Genomic DNA, 15621 nt, shown 5'->3' with positions numbered 1-15621 from the left:
GGGGCGGGTCGTTCCGGTGCGGCTTCCGCCGTGGGGGGTGCGGGGGTTAGGGTCGTCGGCGGCCGGTGACTTCGCCTGGCCCGATCCGATCTCGTACTCGACATCTCTGCCGGCGCTGGAGCCGCCGCCGACGAGGGCCGCGTGAGCCGTCCCGTCCGCGTCACCTGGACGACTCCTGGCGGCCGGGGCACCGCCCGTGACGGGCGGGGCGCCCCCGGGCCGTCCCACCGCGCAGTGGAAGGTTCCACCGTGACCACGCGTCACAGGTTCCGCAGTTCCCCACGCGTCCCCCGGGCGGGGACCGTCTCCTACCGTTCGGCCCTGCGGACGCCAGGGGCCATGGCCTTCTTCCTGGCGGCCGCGCCCGGCCGGGTCGGGGTGGCCATGTCCGGCCTCGGCATCGTCTGGCTGGTGCACGGGGAGACCGGGTCGTTCGGCGCCGCCGGGCTCGTCACCGGCGCGTTCGCCGTGGCGGAGACCGTGGTGGGCCCGCAGACGGCCCGCCTCCTCGACCGGTACGGCCAGCCGCGGGTCCTCGTGCCCCTGCTGTGCGCGCACGCCGGGGCGCTCGCCGCGCTGGTCGCGCTCGTCCTGGCGGGCGCGCCGGGGGCGGCGCTGGTGGCGGCGGGGCTCGCCGCCGGGGCGACCGTCCCGCAGTTCGGGGCGCTCAGCGCGGCCCGCTGGTCGGCCCTGCTGCACGGCAGGCCGGAGCTGACCCCGGCGTTCGCGCTGGAGACGCTGGCCAACGAGGTCGCGTTCCTCGTCGGCCCGGCGCTCGCCGTGCTCGCGGCGACGCGGGTCCACCCGGCGGCGGGCACGGCGGCGGCGGGGGCGCTCGTCGTCGGCGCGGGGCTGGTCCTCGCGGCGCTGCGGCGTACGGCCCCGGTGCCCGCCGCGCGCCCCGCGGGTGACCGTACGGCTGGCGCCGCCCATGGCGCGGGGGGCCTGTGGACCCGGGACTTCGCCGTCCTGCTGGCGGTCAACCTGGCCCTCGGCGTCTTCTTCGGCTCGACACAGGTCTCGGTGAGCGCCTTCGCCGACGCCCACGGCGCCGCGTCGGCCGCCGGGCTCCTGTACGGCGTGATGAGCGCGGCGAGCCTGCTGGCCGGTCTGGCGTACGGGCGGTGGCAGCGGGACGCCGTGCCCGCCGCGCGGCTGCCGCTGATCCTCACCCTCCTGGCCTGCACGTCGCTGCTGCCGCTGCTGGCCGGGAGCCCGTGGCAGCTCTGTCTGGCGCTGCTGCTGCCCGGCGCGTGCGTCGCGCCGTGCGTGATCGTCTCCTCGACGCTGGTGGCGAGGACCGTGGACCGGTCGGTGCTGACCCAGGCCTTCACCTGGACGAACTCCGCGAGCGCGGCGGGGATCGCCGTCGCCGCGGCGGCGGTCGGGCGGCTCGTCGACGGGGCGGGGGGCGCGCGGGGCGGCTTCGCCGTGCCGCTCGTCGTGGTGGCCGTGACGGCCGGACTGGCCTGGGCGGGCCGTCGCGCGGCGGAGCCGAAGCGGCTGCCGGTGGAGGCTCGGCTGTGAATTGTCAGACCCCCTCGATACGGTCGGGGGCATGGAAGCGATCGGAACGTTCACAGTGACCGCCTTCGTCCCGGCGGAGCCGCCGGAGCCGGTGGGCGAGGCTGTCGCCACCGGGGTGCCGGTGGGGCTGGCGACGATGGAGAAGCTGTTCGAGGGCGAGGTCGCGGGCCGTTCGACCACCCTGTTCACGTCCGCCTTCGACGAGGCGGCGGGGAACGGGACGTACCTCGCCATGGAGTCCTTCGACGGCACGCTGCACGACCGGCGGGGCACCTTCTGCTTCGTCCACTCGAAGTCGATGGCGGACGGCGCGGGCCGGACGGACTTCTTCACCGTCGTGCCCGGCAGCGGCACCGGGGAGCTGGCCGGGATGTCCGGCGGGGGCTCGCTCGACGTCGACGCGGACGGGACGCACCGCGTCCGGTTCGACTACGAGCTGGCCTGAGCGCCGCGGCTGACGGCCGCGCGGACGATCCGCGGTGTACGGGGCGCCGGCGGGCACGGCCGCCCGACGCCGGTGAGTCCGCGCCGGGCACGCTCCGCGCGACATGGACGTGACGCTGCCGTGAGGTGTGCACGTGGGTCGGCACCACCGGCCGACCCACGTGCACATCGCCCGCCCGGCGTCACTTGCCGCTGTAGACGGGGAACGCGCTGTGTTCCCCGTAGTCCACATCGCGCAGATCCCGCAGGGCCTCCATGTCGTCGCCGGAGATCTCGAAGTCCACCTCTGCGTTGGCGCGCATGTGCTCGGGGTTCGCCGTCTTGGGCAGCGGCACCATCCCCAGCTGGAGGGTGTAGCGGATGCACAGCTGCGCGACGGACACGCCGTACTTCTCCGCCATCGACCTGACCTCGGCGTTCCGCAGGATCGCTCCGTGTGCGATCGGGGAGTACGCCTCGACGAGGATCTGCTTGTCCGCGCAGTAGTCCAGGAGTGCCGAGGGGGTGTTGCCGGCGTGGACCAGCAGCTGGTTCACCTGCGGCACGACGGTCGCGCCCTGGAGGATGTTGTCCAGGTCCCGCTGCCGGAAGTTGGAGACGCCGATGGAGCGGATCCTGCCGGCCTGATGCGCCTCTTCGAGCGCGCGCCATGCCGCGCGGTTGCCCTCGGCGTAGTCGCCGCCGCGGAAGTCGTCCCAGGGCTGCGGGCTGTGGATGAGCATCAGGTCGATGTGGCCGATCCCGAGTTGCTCCAGTGACCCGTCGATCGCCTCGGCCGCCTTGTCGTAGTCCTTGATCTCCGCGGCGAGTTTGGTCGAGACGAACAGGTCGTCGCGAGGCACGCCGGCGGTGCGTACGCCCTCGCCGACGCCGCGCTCGTTGCCGTACGCCTGGGCGGTGTCGATGTTGCGGTAGCCGATCCCCACGGCTGCACGGACCGCGTCGGCCACCTGGTCGTCGTCGATGAACCAGGTGCCGAGTCCCAGCTTGGGGATCTCGACGCCGTTGGACAGCGTGAAGGTCTCGTCCAGCGTGGTCATGCGTGCGCTCCGTTCCTCGGCGGTTCGCCCTATGCCTCGTCGGTGACTGCTGCACTCGGCGTTCTCCTCCGGCCGGCCCAGCGGCAGGGGGCGACGAGCGTGCCGGAGGACGTCGTCGAGCAGCAGGGCCGAGCACTCCGCGACCGGCCGCCGACCGGCGTCCTCAGGCGCCGGCTGGTCCGCTCGGTCACGGCCGCGGTGCCTTGTCCCGCCCGTTCGGAGCGGGGTGTTCCGGCGCGTCGGCTGCGTCGGTGGCGTCGGCCGTGTCGGCCGTGTCGGCTGTGTCTGCCTCGATCTCGTCGTGCAGCCGCTCGCAGATGCGGCTCAGCAGCCGTGAGACGTGCATCTGGGAGATGCCGAGCCGGTCGGCGATCTCGCTCTGCGTGCGCTCCTCGAAGAAGCGCAGGTAGAGGATCCGCCGGTCGCGCTCGGACAGGCCGCTGAGGCGCGGGCGGACCATCTCCCGGTAGAGGACCTGCTCGTAGCCCGGGTCGGCGTCGCCGAGGGTGTCGCCCAGCGCGTAGCCCTCGCCGTCGCGCGTGATGTCCGCGTCGAGCGACAGCGGGCTGAAGCCGCCGAGCGCGGCGAGCCCGTCCCGCACCTCGTCCTCGGTGAGGTCGCAGTGCTCGGCCAGTTCGCGGACGGCCGGGGCGTGGTCGTCCACGCGGCAGTCCAGCTCCTGGCGGGCGGCCCGCACCTGGTTGCGCAGTTCCTGGGTGCGGCGGGGCACGTGCACGCCCCACAGGTGGTCGCGGAAGTGGCGCTTGACCTCGCCGACGATCGTCGGGACGGCGTAGCTCTCGAACGCCTTGCCGCGGTGGGGGTCGTACCGGTCGACGGCCTTGACCAGGCCGAGGGCCGCGACCTGCTCCAGGTCCTCCAGGCTCTCGCCGCGGTCCCTGAACCGGCGGGCGAGGCGGTCGGCCATCGGCATCCAGGCGCACACCACTTCCTGGCGGAGCCTGCTGCGCTCCGCGCCGTCCGGAAGAGTGGCGAGCCGTTCGAAGCGGCCGGTGGTGTCGGGGGCGTCATCGTGCGGGTGGCGCCTGGGGCGTGTCGGCGTGACTGCCGTTGTTCCCATGACTTCTCTCCGCTGTGGACTGCTGGGGGTGGGTGTGCTGTCGGTGTGCAGCCGCCGCGAGGGCCGGTCACCGCGGGAGGCCGGTGGGGAGGAGCACCCGGTCAGCGGGCGTCCGGCCTCCGGTGGCCCCGGCGAGCGCGGGGGATTGTCGCCTTTGACACACCTTGTCCTGTCACCCCCTCCGCGTGCCCGCCGCGCCCGGGGTGAAACTCCGATGGAGGTGTCCAAGTTGCCCGGTTTTGGGGGTGGCGGCACACTCGGTGAAGAACCGTCGCCACTGCGAAGCGGCCCGGGTGCGGCCCGGGTGGTGCCGCATTCCGCCGGAGGTCCGCGCATGGACGTGCTGGTACTGATCGGGCGGATCGTCTTCGCCCTCCTCTTCCTCCTCTCCGCGTTCAACCACCTGACGCGCAGCGGGCCCCTGGCCGCCTACGCGGCGGGCAAGGGCCTCCCCTCGCCGCGGCTCGCCGTCCTCGGCTCGGGCGTGCTGCTGCTCGTCGGCTCGCTGAGCCTGCTGCTGGGGGTCTGGCCCGACCTGGGCGCCCTGCTGCTGGTGGTCTTCCTGGTGCCGACCGCGCTGGTGATGCACAACTTCTGGACGGTCTCCGACCCGGGTGCGCGGGCGAACGACATGCTGCACTTTCAGAAAGACATGGCGCTGGCGGGCGCGGCGCTGGCGATGGCGGGGCTGTTCGCCGTCGCGGGCGACGACGTGGGGCTGACCTGGACCAAGCCGCTCTTCGGCTGAGCCGCACGGGACGCGCGTTCGTCCGTCGTTCTTTCATCCGAACGGGTGACGGCGGGCGGGGAACCACGGTCGGCGGCCCCCCGTTGCCTGGACGAGGGCGGCTCCGCCGGGTGGGAGAGGCGGAGGTCGCCAGCGGGTAGAGGGGGAGACGAGGAGGCCGGGAGACCGGCGCGGACGGCGGGAAGAAGGGGGGTGAGCGCGGTGAACGTGCTCGACGTGGTGCTGATCCTGGGTGCGGTGCTCGCCGGGGTGTCGGGGTACCAGCGGGGCTTCGTCGCGGGGGTGATCTCGCTGGCGGGGTTCGTCGGCGGCGCGGTGATCGGCGTGTGGCTGCTGCCGTTCGCGATCGAGCCGCTGACGCCCGGGTCGGTCGGGGCGACGACGGTGGCACTGCTCGTCGTCCTCATACCCGCGGCCATCGGCCAGGCCGTCACCTGGCCGCTGGCCCTGCGGCTGCGGCAGGGCGTGCGCCGGGCGCCGACGCGGTGGCTCGACGGGGTCGGCGGCGCGGTGTTCAACGCGGTGGCGCTGCTGCTCGTCGCCTGGATCGCCGCCAGCGCGCTGCTGCCCACGCCCTCGGCCGGGCTGAACCGCGAGGTGCAGGGCTCACGCGTCCTCGGCGCCGTGCAGGACCGCATGCCGGACCGGGCGCCGACCTGGTTCAGCCGCGCGACCGGCGCGCTGACGGACGCCGGGTTCCCCCAGGTCTTCGACCCGTTCGCCAACGCGCCGACCGCCCAGGTGCCCGAGCCGTCGGGCGACAACGTGACGGACGCCGCCGTCGCCGCCGCGCGCGACTCGACCGTGAAGATCACCGCCGCGTCCGGGCTCGGCTCGGGCCAGGAGGGCAGCGGCTTCGTCTTCGCGGACGGCCGGGTGATGACCAACGCGCACGTGGTCGACGGCGCGGACGCCGTCGTCGTCCAGGTCGGCGGGGTCGGGGAGCGGCTGGACGCGAGCGTGGTCCTGGCGGACGACGACGTGGACGTCGCGGTGCTCGACGTGCCGGGGCTCGGCGCGCCGACCGTGGCGCTGGCCGGGGACGCCGACCGGGGCGACCCCGCCGTGGTCGCCGGCTACCCGCAGAACGGCGGGCTCGACCTGCGGGCCGCGACCGTCGCCGGGCGGACCAGCGCCCGTGGCCAGGACATCCACGGCGACAGCATGGTCACCCGGGACATCTACACGATCCGCTCCCTCGTCCGGCCCGGGAACTCGGGCGGCCCCCTCCTCACCACCGAGGGCGAGGTGTACGGGATGGTGTTCGCCCGTTCGGTGACGGACAGCGACACCGGCTATGTCCTCACGGCGGACCAGATACGCGGCTACATGTGAGTCGATGCGAGCCGTCCGGTTCGTCCCGGTGGGGGCGGGGTACCCGGTCAGGCCGTACGGCCACCGTCGTGTGGCGCGCGCGCACGACGTGCCATGGGAGAGGAGCCCCGGGATGAAACTGCCAGCGGCACGCGGGGAGCTGTCGGCCACGCTGATCGGGGCACTCGGCCAGGACCCGGAGCGCGACACGGTGGTGCTGCCCGGGGACGCGGGCGACGCCGACCCGTTCGGCGACGACGTCCAGCTGGCGCTGTTCGTCGCCTACGAGCTGCACTACCGGGGCTTCGACGGCGTCGCCGACGCCTGGGAGTGGCACCCCGAGGTGCTGCGGCTGCGCGGCGCGCTGGAGCGGTGCTTCCTCGCGGGCCTGCGCGCGGAGGTCCCCGGCCACACGGACCTGCGGGCCACGCTGGACGACCTGCTGGTCGAGCCCGTCGAGAGCAGCGGCGTCAGCGGCTTCCTGAAGGACGAGGGCGAGCTGTGGCACCTGCGGGAGTACGCGGCGCTGCGGTCGCTCTACCACCTGAAGGAGGGCGACCCGCACGCGTACGGCATTCCGCACCTGACCGGGCGCGCGAAGGCCGGTCTCGTGGCCGTCGAGTACGACGAGTACGGCGCCGGGCGCGCCGACCGGATGCACCAGCGGCTCTGGGCCGGCCTGATGGCCGACCTCGGGCTCGACCCGGCGTACGGGCACTACGTGGAGGAGGGCACGGCCGAACTGCTGGCGACGGTCAACCTCATGTCGCTGTTCGGGCTGCACCGCGCGCTGCGCGGCGCCCTCGTGGGCCACTACGCGACGGTCGAGATCACCTCGTCGCCCGCGTCGCGCCGCATGACGCAGGCCATGGAGCGGATGGGCGCCGGCCCGGCGGCGATCCACTTCTACGCCGAGCACGTGGAGGCGGACGCGGTGCACGAGCAGGTGATGCGCCACGAGGTGGTCGGCGGGCTGCTGGAGGACGAGCCGGAGCTGACGGACGACGTCGTGTTCGGCGTCGAGGCGACGGGGCTGCTGGAGGACCGGCTCGCGGCCTCCCTGGTCACCCCCTGGCGCGCGGGACGCACCGCGCTGCGCACGCCCTGACCCAGAGCCGGGTCACCGCTTGCGGCGGCGGGGTGCGAGGAGGCCGTGGTCGGCGAGGCTCGTGGCGGTGTCGGCGAGCGTGTCCCCGCTCGGGCGCGGCTCCCAGCCGAGGACCCGCCGCGCCTTGCCCGCGTCCAGCCTGCGGACCTTCCCCAGGTTGGCGGTCGTCTCCCGCAGCTCGGGCCTGACCAGCGCCAGGGCCCGGACAAGCCAGTCGGGCAGGACCCGCGTCGGCACCCGGTCGGCGGCGGGACCGAGCCGTTCCCGCAGGACGAGGGCGATGCCGTGCAGCGACTGGGCGTCGCCCGACGCGGCGAGGAAGCGCTCCCCCGCCGCCTCGGGGCGCGTCATGGCCCTGAGGTGGAGGTCGGCGGCGTCCCGGCTGTCCACGACGGCGAAGGCGATCCGCGGGGTCCCCGGCAGCGCGCCGTCCAGCAGCGACTTCACCAGGCCGACCGAGGCCGACAGCCAGGGGCCGAGGACGGGCCCGAAGATTCCCACCGGGTTGACGGCGCTCAGCGTCATCCCGCCGCCCTCGCGGTCCACGAAGTCCCAGGCGGCGCGCTCGGCCAGCGTCTTCGACTTGATGTACGCGCCGACGGGCGCCGACGTGTCGGTCCAGTCCTCCTCCGTGAAGCGCCGGCCGGTCGGCGGATGCCCGTACCCGACGGCGGCGAACGAGGAGGTGACCACCGTCCGCTCCACCCCGGCGTCGCGCGCCGCCCGCAGGACCCGCAGGGTGCCCTCGCGGGCCGGGACGATCACGTCGTCCTCGTGGTCGGGGCGCCCGGCCGGGAGGGGCGAGGCGACGTGCAGGACGTACGCGCAGCCCGCGGTGGCGGCGGCCCAGCCGTCGTCGCGGGTGAGGTCGGCGACGGCCACGGTCAGCGGCGCGTCCTCCGGCACACCGGCGGCGGTCACCGCGGCGCGCACCCGCCGTTCCTTCCCCGGGTCGCGGACCGTGGTGCGCACGCGGTACCCGGCCTGGAGTGCCTGGGCGACGCAGCGGGTGGCGAGGAAGCCGGTCCCGCCGGTGACGAGGACGGTCTCACCGCTCATGGGCGGATTCCCTTCTGTTGCCGTGTGCGGGGCGGGGCCGCGGGGCGCGGGGGCCGGGGAGGCCCGCGAGCAGGAGCAGCCGTTCGTACGAGGTGCTGCCGGGGTCGGCGTGGTAGGTGACGAGCGTCTGGCCGCCGGTCCCGGGCAGGGAGAACTTCTGGAAGCGCAGGTCGAGGTCGCCGACGAGCGGGTGCCGCATGAGGCTGACGCCCCGGGTCGCGCGGCGGACGTCCTTGCGCGCCCAGAGGGTCCTGAAGCGCTCGCTGTGCAGGCTGAGTTCGCCGATGAGGGCGACGAGCGCCGGGTCGTGGTGCGACTCGGGCCCGGTGAGCGACCGCAGGTAGGCGACGGCCTTGGCGGTGACGGCGTCCCAGTCGCGGTAGAAGCGGCGCATCCCCGGCTCGGTGAAGACGGCCTTCAGGGAGTTCCCGCCGGGCTTGAAGCAGGGGTTCAGGGCGACCGCCGCCGGGTTGGCGGCGAGGGTCTCCATGGACGGGCCCTGGACGAGCGCGGGGGTGGTGGTCCACTGGTCGATCAGCGCGGCGGTCCCGGGGGCCGCCCCGCCCTGGCCCTCCGGCCGGTGGCGCGGGCCGGGGCGCGGTGCGGCGAGGCGGCGCAGGTGGCGTTCCTCGTCCTCGGTGAGCAGCAGCGCGCGGGCGAGGCTGTCGACGACCTGCGCGGACGGGCGACGGTCGCGGCCCCGTTCGAGGCGCAGGTAGTACTCGGTGCTGATCCCGGCGAGGTGGGCGACCTCCTCGCGGCGCAGGCCGGGCACGCGGCGCCGCTCCCCCGGCGTCAGGCCCACGTCGGCGGGGCGCAGGCGCTCGCGGAGGGTGCGGAGCCAGTCGCCGAGTTCGCTGCCGGGGCGGGGGCCGGGACGGGAGCCGTGGTGCATGCCGTCCACACAACCACGGGCCGCCGCGCCCGTCCTGTCCCCGCCGCTACCCCTCTCCCCGCGTGGCACCGCCGCGGCTGCGGCGGCGGTGGCTCGTGTCGCAGAAGGGGAACATCCTGCTGCGGCGGCAGGCGCACAGCGCCACCACGGGCCGGTCCGAGCGGACCACCGAGCCGTCCTCGGCGACGTACTCGACCGGCCCTTCCACCAGGACGGGACCGCCGGGTTCGAGGGAGACGCGGCGCGCGGGGCGCGGCGGCACGGCGGGCTCGGGCGACGGCGGCTCAGGCGACGCGTTCGGCGCGGACAACGGCCAGCTCCTCCCGGTCCTCGCCCGGCAGCAGCAGGCCCTGCGCGCGCAGCCACGCCGCGCGTTCCCGCATGACCGGGCCGAACGGCACGCGCCGCCGCTCCGTGATCTCGGCCCGCAGGCCCGACGACTCCAGCACCCCGGCCGTACGCTCCGGGTCGGACAGCCCCGAGTGCACGATCAGCACCACGCCGCCGGGACGCAGCAGCGGCGGCACGGAGTGGCAGATCCGGTCGAGGATCGCGCGCCCGTCCCGGCCCGCGTCCCAGGCGCGCGCCGGGCCGCTCCGCGGCAGCCGGGGGTGCGGCGAGGGGACGTACGGCGGGTTGGCGAGCACGAGGTCGAACGTGCGGCCGGTCACCGGCGCGAACAGGTCGCCCCGGTGCACGCGTACGCGCCGGCGCGCCAGCAGCGCGTTGAGCCGGGCGGTGAGGACCGCGCGGCGCGAGGCGTCGACGGCGGTGACCCGCGCCGAGCCGAGGCGCGCGGCGGCCAGCGCGAGGGCGCCCGACCCCGTGCCCACGTCGAGGACGTGCGCGCCGGTCGCCAGGGGCTCCCTGACCAGCGCTTCGAGCAGCAGGGACGTGTCGTCCTGCGGGCGGTAGACCCCGGGGGGTTTGACGAAGAGCACGTCGCGCCGGGTACCCGGGGCCGGAGGTCCGAAGCATGCCGCCGCCCCTCACCGGGCGGGGCGCGGACGGCCATCTCCCGTTCACCGCGCCGGATGTAATGTCACGCCATGACGACGAGATTCACTCTTTCGGACGGTATCGAGCTGGCGTGGGAAGCGGTCGGCGAGGGCCCGCTGATCCTCCAGGCGCACGGCATGCTGATGAGCCGCGCCGTCGACGACGCGATGGATCTCTTCAGCTGGGACCCCGTGCGGCGGCTGCCGGGACACCGCTTCGTCCGCTACGACGCGCGCGGCCACGGCGCGTCCGCCGGGCGGCCCGAGGCGTCCGACTACACCTACCAGACCGTCGCGCAGGACCTGCTGGAGCTGGCGGGCCACCTCAGCCCGGGGCGGCAGTTCACCGCCGTCGGCGCCTCGCTCGGCTGCGCCGCCGTGCTGACGGCCGCCGTGAAAGCGCCGGGGCGGTTCGACCGGCTGGTGCTGCTCGTCCCGCCGACCGCCTGGGGCACGCGCCCGGCGCGCGCGGACGTGTACCGGACGGCGGCGCAGCTCGTGGACGAGCGGGGGGCGGCGGCGTTCGACACGGCGTTCGCGGCGGCGCCCGTACCGGCGTCGCTCGCCGGGGCGCCCGGCTACCCGCCCGCGGCGCTCGGCGTCCAGCCGGACGTGCTGCCCGCCCTGCTGCGCGGCGCCGCGCGCTCCGACCTGCCGCCGCACGAGGCGCTGGCCGCCGTGGGGGTGCCGACGCTGGTCCTGGCCTGGACCGACGACCCGGTGCACCCGGTGTCCACCGCCGAGCAGCTCGCCGAGCTGCTGCCCGACGCGCGGCTGCACATATCGGCGGACGCCGGTGACATCCGCACGTGGGGCGAGCGGATCGCCGCGTTCGCCGCCGGGTCCGAGGCCGGGGGCTGAACGGGGGCGCGGCGGCGGTGGACACCGGGTGACGGCGCGGAGAACGTTCGGCCGGGCCCCTCGTCACGCCGGACGGGCGCCCCGATACTCACGGATGGCCGCACCCGTCCATGCCGTCCCTGGAGGCACCGTGGCGTACGTCCCCCCGACCCTCACTTCCCCGCTGTCCCGCCTGTCCCGCCGCCGGGCGCTCGGCGCCGTGGCGGCCACCGCCGCCGCGGGCGCGCTCGCCGCCGGTACGGCGCAGCCGGCCGCCGCGCACGGCCGCCCCCGGCCCCCGGCGCCGCTCCCGCAGGCCCACGCCCACAACGACTACGAGCACCCGCGGCCCCTCCTCGACGCACTCGACCACGGCTTCGGCAGCGTCGAGGCGGACATCTGGCTGGTGGACGGGCAGCTCCTCGTCGCCCACGACGCCGTGGACCTCGACCCGGCGCGCACCCTCGAAGCGCTCTACCTCGACCCGCTGCTCGCCCGCGTCCGCGCCAACCGGGGCGCGGTGCACCGGGGCTTCGGCCAGGACTTCCAGCTGCTGGTCGACATCAAGACGCCGGGCGACGCGACGTACCGCGAGCTGTCGCGGCGGCTGCGCCCGTACCGGTCGGTGTTCAGCTCGGCGACGCCCGGCCGGGTGCACACGCGCGCCGTCACCGCCGTGATCTCCGGTGACCGGGCGGCGCGGGCGCCGATGGAGGCGGAACGGGTGCGGTACGCGTTCTACGACGGGCGGCCCGAGGACCTGGGCAGCGGCGCGCCCGCGTCGTTCGTCCCGCTGATCAGCGCGAACTGGACGAGCCTGTTCACCTGGCTCGGCACCGGCCCGTTCCCGGCCGCCCAGCGCGACGTGCTCCACCGGTACGTGGGCGCCGCGCACGCGGCCGGGCAGCGCGTCCGCTTCTGGGCGACGCCCGACGTGCCGGGCCCGGCGCGCGACGCGGTGTGGTCCGAGCTGCTCGCGGCCGGGGTGGACCACCTCAACACGGACGACCTGCCCGGCCTCGCCGCGTTCCTCCGCGCGCGGGGCGGCGGCGCCTGAGCCAGGCCGGGGGCGGCGGGCGGGGCGGTGCCACTCGTCCGCCGCGCGCTACCGTTCGGTCGCATGATCGTATGGCTGAACGGCACGCACGGCGCGGGCAAGACGACGACCAGTGCGCTCGTGCAGCGGCTGATCCCCGATGCACGGGTGTTCGACGCCGAGAAGGTCGGCGAGACGCTGATGGACATCACGCCGGGGCTGCCCGCGACGGACAACTTCCAGCACTGGCCGCCGTGGCGGCCGCTCGTGGTCGAGACCGCCCGGCGCGTCCTCGACTACACCGGCGGCACCCTGGTGGTGCCCATGACGGTCCTGGTCGAGGAGTACTGGCGTGAGATCAGCGCGGGGCTCGCCCAGCACGCCATCCCCGTCCGGCACTTCGTCCTGCACGCCGACCAGGACACCCTGCGCGGGCGCATCGCGGGCGACACCGTGATCGGCCCCGACTCCCCGTTCCGCCTCCAGTACCTCGCGCCCTACGCCGAGGCCGCCCGCACGTGGCTGCACGCGGCGGCCGAGGTCGTCGACACCACGCACCTCACACCCGCCGAGGCCGCCCAGCGGATCGCGGAGGCCGTCAAGGGCTGACGGGCGGCCGGTCGGGCAGGTCAGTCGGGGCGGTCAGTCGAGGCAGAACTCGTTGCCCTCGGGGTCGGTCATCACGAGGTGGCCGGTGCCGAGCGGCGGGTCGGGCTCGTGGCGCTCCACGCGGGTGGCGCCGCGGGCCACGAGCCGTTCGGCCTCCGCCTCCAGGGCCGCCATGCGCTCGTCGCCGGTCAGGCCGGGGGCGGCCCGTACGTCGAGGTGCACGCGGTTCTTGGCCCGCTTGCCCTCGGGGACCCGCTGGAAGAACAGGCGGGGGCCGTTGCCGTCGGGGTCGGAGAGGGCGGAGGCGTCGTTGCGGCGTTCGGGGGGCACGCCCATCGCCTCCAGCGCCGCGTCCCACGTCGGGAAGTTCCCGGGCGGGGACTGGAGGCGGTAGCCGAGCGCGTCGGCCCAGAAGTCCGCGAGGGCGGCCGGGTCGGCGCAGTCGAAGGTGATCTGGATGTCGCGTGCCATGTCGCTCGTTCTCCTGTCGCGGTGCGGGTCATCCCACGGTGGACGCGGGGGCCGGGCGCCGCCAGTCGGTGCGCGGCTGCCGGGTCCCGCCGGTCATGGGCACAGCCTGCCGTGGATAGCGGACAGCTCCGGTCCGTGATCCGGTGGGAGGATGGGCGGCGTGACGACCGTGGAGACGACGACCGAACGCGTGCTGCGGCTGCTGGGGCTGCTCCAGCGCAGGACCGCGTGGACCGCCGCCGAGATCGCCGCCGAGCTGGGCGTCACCGACCGCTCGGTGCGCCGCGACGTCGAACGGCTCCGCGCGCTCGGCTATCCCGTGCACGCCACGGCGGGTGTCGGTGGCGGCTACCGCCTCGGCGCGGGCACCCGGCTGCCGCCCCTGCTGCTGGACGACGGGGAGGCCGTCGCCACGGCGGTGTCCCTGCGGCTGGCGGCCGGGGGCACCGTCACGGGTGCGGGCGAGGCCGCGCTGCGGGCGCTGGCGAAGCTCGACCAGGTGCTGCCGCCCAGGCTGCGCGCGGAGGTGCGGGCGGTGCACGACGCGACGGAGACGCTGGTCGGGCCCGGGCTGGAGATCGACGGGGAACTGCTGGTCACGCTGGCGCGTGCATGCCGCGACACCGTACGGGTGCGGTTCGGGTACGCGGGGCGGGACGGGGCGGAGCAGGAGCGCACGGTGGAGCCGGTGCGGATGGTCACCACGGGCAGGCGCTGGTATCTGATGGCGTACGACGTGGACCGGGACGCGTGGCGCACGTTCCGGCTGGACAGGATGCGCGACGTAGCGGCGACGACATGGCGTTTCACGCCGCGGGAACACCCGGACCCGGTGGCGTACGTGGGGCGGGCGGTCGCGGAGGCGCCGTACCGGTACGTGGCGCGGGTACGGGTGCGGGCCGACGCGCGGCGGGTGCGGGACCTGGTGCCGCCGCAGGTGGGGCGCGTGGAGGAGGAGGGCGACGCGTCGTGCGTGCTCGTCGTGGGGACCGGCGATCTGGACTGGCTGGCCGCACGGGTGGCGGGCCTGGGTTTCGCGGCGGAGGTGCTGGAGCCGCCGGAGCTGCGGGAGGCCGCCGCGCGGCTGGCGCGGCGGGTGGCGGCGATGGCGGGGGAAGCCGAGGAGTCCGGGGAGGCCGTGGATCAGGGGTGACGGCCCATGCCCACGCCCGTCGCGGAGACCGTCTCCCTGGCGGGCGGCCGCGCGGGGGTGCGGACGGGCAGTTCGTCGATCCAGGTGTAACGGGTGCCGCCGCCGCGGGTGGCGCGCAGTTCGTACAGGCCGGGCGCGTGGCGTCCGTCGGGCTCGGCTCTCGCGGCCAGCATCAGCGGCGCGCGGTCGGTGATGACCAGGTCGATCGTCCGGCCGTCGCGGGGACCGCCCTCGAAACGGACGCGGATCACAGGAGGCGTCGCCATGGCCGCCAACCTACCGGCGGCCCCGTGCGCCGGCGGGCGCCCCGGGCCCGCCGGCCGCCCCGCGCGGCGGGCCACCCGGGACGCCGATCACCCGTACGAGTTACGGCGCGGCGCGCAGCACGCACTGCTGCCTGCCGATGCCCTCGATCTCCGTCTCCATGACGTCACCCGCCGCCAGGTAGGGGAAGCGCCCGGAGAGCGCGACACCCTCGGGCGTACCGGTGTTCACGATGTCGCCCGGCTCCAGCACGAGGTACTGCGACAGCTCGTGCACCAGCTGCGCGACGCCGAAGATCATGTCCGCGGTGGACGAGTCCTGCCGCGCCTCGCCGTTCACCCACGAGCGCAGCCGCAGCGCCTGCGGGTCGGGCACCTCGTCGGCCGTCACGAGGACGGGCCCGAGCGGGTTGAACGTCTCGCAGCACTTGCCCTTCGACCACTGCCCGCCGGACTCCTCCAGCTGGAACGCGCGCTCCGACACGTCGTTGCTGATCGTGTAGCCCGCGATGTGCGCCCGCGCGTCGGCGGGCGACTCCAGGTAGCGGGCGCGGCGGCCGATGACGACGGCCAGTTCCACCTCCCAGTCGGTCTTGCGGGAGCCGCGCGGTATGAGGACGTCGTCGTAGGGGCCGACGACGGTGTTGGGCGACTTGTGGAAGAGGATCGGGCGCTCGGGCGGCTCGGCGCCGGACTCGCGGGCGTGCGCCACGTAGTTCTGCCCGATGCACAGGACGGCGGACGGGCGGGTGACGGGCGGGCCGACGCGCAGCCCGGCGATGTCGGTCCCGGGCAGCGCCGACGCGGGGTCGGCGGGCAGGAGGGCCGGGTCCTCGGCGAGGGCGGCCAGGAAGCGGCCGTCGATGTCGGCGGTGACGGGCCGCAGGTCGTACCAGGGGCCGATGGCCGAGGCGGCGATGACCGGCCGCTCGTCACCGGGTTCGCCGACGCGCATGAGGCGCATGCTGTGACTCCCCGCTCAGGTGATCGTCCGCGATCACCTGTCGATTGCTTGCCGACCGGTGGGCGGCGTTC

At 75.3% G+C, this 15621-nt stretch carries 18 protein-coding genes; 9 read left to right on the top strand and 9 right to left on the bottom strand.

From position 1 onward, the window contains the following. Positions 1-339: 339 nt before the first annotated feature. Positions 340-1527, top strand: a complete 1188-nt coding sequence (locus ACIBPC_RS10645) for an MFS transporter (protein ID WP_398842798.1) — start codon at positions 340-342, stop codon at positions 1525-1527. Between the two features lie 31 nt (positions 1528-1558). Then, positions 1559-1972 (top strand): DUF3224 domain-containing protein, encoded by a 414-nt coding sequence (locus ACIBPC_RS10640; protein ID WP_362960936.1) that lies wholly within the window; start codon positions 1559-1561, stop codon positions 1970-1972. A gap of 181 nt (positions 1973-2153) precedes the next feature. On the opposite strand, the gene ACIBPC_RS10635 is transcribed toward ACIBPC_RS10640, so the two are convergent. Together ACIBPC_RS10635 and ACIBPC_RS10630 are read right to left on the bottom strand one after the other, a co-directional pair. Further along, positions 2154-3011 (bottom strand): aldo/keto reductase, encoded by an 858-nt coding sequence (locus ACIBPC_RS10635; RefSeq protein ID WP_398842794.1) that lies wholly within the window; start codon positions 3009-3011, stop codon positions 2154-2156. Between the two features lie 187 nt (positions 3012-3198). Further along, positions 3199-4092 (bottom strand): SigB/SigF/SigG family RNA polymerase sigma factor, encoded by an 894-nt coding sequence (locus ACIBPC_RS10630; RefSeq protein ID WP_398842792.1) that lies wholly within the window; start codon positions 4090-4092, stop codon positions 3199-3201. A 334-nt stretch (positions 4093-4426) separates the two neighbouring features. Here ACIBPC_RS10630 and ACIBPC_RS10625 point away from each other — a divergent pair, with 334 nt between their 5' ends. The 3 genes from ACIBPC_RS10625 (at position 4427) to ACIBPC_RS10615 (ending at position 7262) form a co-directional block, all read left to right on the top strand. Further along, positions 4427-4840 carry a DoxX family membrane protein gene (locus ACIBPC_RS10625; protein ID WP_398842791.1) on the top strand — a complete coding sequence of 138 codons (414 nt, stop codon included), beginning with the start codon at positions 4427-4429 and terminating at the stop codon, positions 4838-4840. A gap of 201 nt (positions 4841-5041) precedes the next feature. Continuing rightward, the gene (locus ACIBPC_RS10620) at positions 5042-6175 is read left to right on the top strand and encodes a MarP family serine protease (RefSeq protein WP_398843043.1); all 1134 of its coding nucleotides are present in this window, start codon (positions 5042-5044) and stop codon (positions 6173-6175) included. Between the two features lie 112 nt (positions 6176-6287). Next, complete coding sequence (locus tag ACIBPC_RS10615) at positions 6288-7262, top strand: iron-containing redox enzyme family protein (RefSeq protein WP_362960948.1); 975 nt, start codon at positions 6288-6290, stop codon at positions 7260-7262. Between the two features lie 12 nt (positions 7263-7274). Here the strand turns inward: ACIBPC_RS10615 and ACIBPC_RS10610 are convergent, their stop codons facing one another. Genes ACIBPC_RS10610 through ACIBPC_RS10595 form a run of 4 tightly spaced genes read right to left on the bottom strand, consistent with a single transcriptional unit; the run spans position 7275 to position 10157 of the window. After that, positions 7275-8321, bottom strand: coding sequence for an SDR family oxidoreductase (locus ACIBPC_RS10610; RefSeq protein ID WP_398842788.1), 1047 nt, complete (start codon positions 8319-8321; stop codon positions 7275-7277). Beyond that, complete coding sequence (locus ACIBPC_RS10605) at positions 8311-9216, bottom strand: helix-turn-helix domain-containing protein (protein ID WP_398842785.1); 906 nt, start codon at positions 9214-9216, stop codon at positions 8311-8313. The genes ACIBPC_RS10610 and ACIBPC_RS10605 overlap by 11 nt, the downstream gene beginning before the upstream one ends. 46 nt (positions 9217-9262) lie before the next feature. Then, the gene (locus tag ACIBPC_RS10600; RefSeq protein ID WP_362960956.1) at positions 9263-9526 is read right to left on the bottom strand and encodes a CDGSH iron-sulfur domain-containing protein; all 264 of its coding nucleotides are present in this window, start codon (positions 9524-9526) and stop codon (positions 9263-9265) included. After that, complete coding sequence (locus tag ACIBPC_RS10595) at positions 9501-10157, bottom strand: HemK2/MTQ2 family protein methyltransferase (RefSeq protein ID WP_398842782.1); 657 nt, start codon at positions 10155-10157, stop codon at positions 9501-9503. Before ACIBPC_RS10595 ends, ACIBPC_RS10600 begins: the two co-directional genes overlap by 26 nt. 108 nt (positions 10158-10265) lie before the next feature. Here ACIBPC_RS10595 and ACIBPC_RS10590 point away from each other — a divergent pair, with 108 nt between their 5' ends. From ACIBPC_RS10590 to ACIBPC_RS10580, 3 genes are all read left to right on the top strand, one after another. Then, a complete protein-coding gene (locus ACIBPC_RS10590; RefSeq protein ID WP_398842779.1) occupies positions 10266-11075 on the top strand; it encodes an alpha/beta fold hydrolase in 810 nt (269 codons plus the stop codon). Positions 11076-11238: 163 nt separating this feature from the next. Then, positions 11239-12111, top strand: coding sequence for a phosphatidylinositol-specific phospholipase C/glycerophosphodiester phosphodiesterase family protein (locus ACIBPC_RS10585; protein ID WP_362961197.1), 873 nt, complete (start codon positions 11239-11241; stop codon positions 12109-12111). Between the two features lie 63 nt (positions 12112-12174). Beyond that, positions 12175-12699, top strand: coding sequence for an AAA family ATPase (locus ACIBPC_RS10580; protein WP_398842777.1), 525 nt, complete (start codon positions 12175-12177; stop codon positions 12697-12699). A gap of 33 nt (positions 12700-12732) precedes the next feature. Here the strand turns inward: ACIBPC_RS10580 and ACIBPC_RS10575 are convergent, their stop codons facing one another. Further along, entirely contained in the window at positions 12733-13170 is a 438-nt protein-coding gene (locus tag ACIBPC_RS10575) for a VOC family protein (RefSeq protein WP_398842774.1), read from the bottom strand. A 151-nt stretch (positions 13171-13321) separates the two neighbouring features. Here ACIBPC_RS10575 and ACIBPC_RS10570 point away from each other — a divergent pair, with 151 nt between their 5' ends. Beyond that, on the top strand, positions 13322-14323 hold the full coding sequence (locus ACIBPC_RS10570; protein ID WP_398842772.1) for a helix-turn-helix transcriptional regulator: 1002 nt from the start codon (positions 13322-13324) through the stop codon (positions 14321-14323). Here the strand turns inward: ACIBPC_RS10570 and ACIBPC_RS10565 are convergent. Both ACIBPC_RS10565 and ACIBPC_RS10560 read right to left on the bottom strand, forming a co-directional pair. After that, positions 14314-14589, bottom strand: coding sequence for a hypothetical protein (locus ACIBPC_RS10565; RefSeq protein WP_398842770.1), 276 nt, complete (start codon positions 14587-14589; stop codon positions 14314-14316). The two genes, ACIBPC_RS10570 and ACIBPC_RS10565, sit on opposite strands and share 10 nt — an antisense overlap. Before the next feature lie 100 nt (positions 14590-14689). Continuing rightward, a complete protein-coding gene (locus ACIBPC_RS10560; protein WP_398842767.1) occupies positions 14690-15550 on the bottom strand; it encodes a fumarylacetoacetate hydrolase family protein in 861 nt (286 codons plus the stop codon). Between the last annotated feature and the right edge of the window lie 71 nt (positions 15551-15621).

Source organism: Streptomyces sp. NPDC049879, assembly GCF_044461265.1.
GTDB lineage: Bacteria > Actinomycetota > Actinomycetes > Streptomycetales > Streptomycetaceae > Streptomyces.
This window is presented reverse-complemented; position numbering and strand designations above follow the sequence as displayed.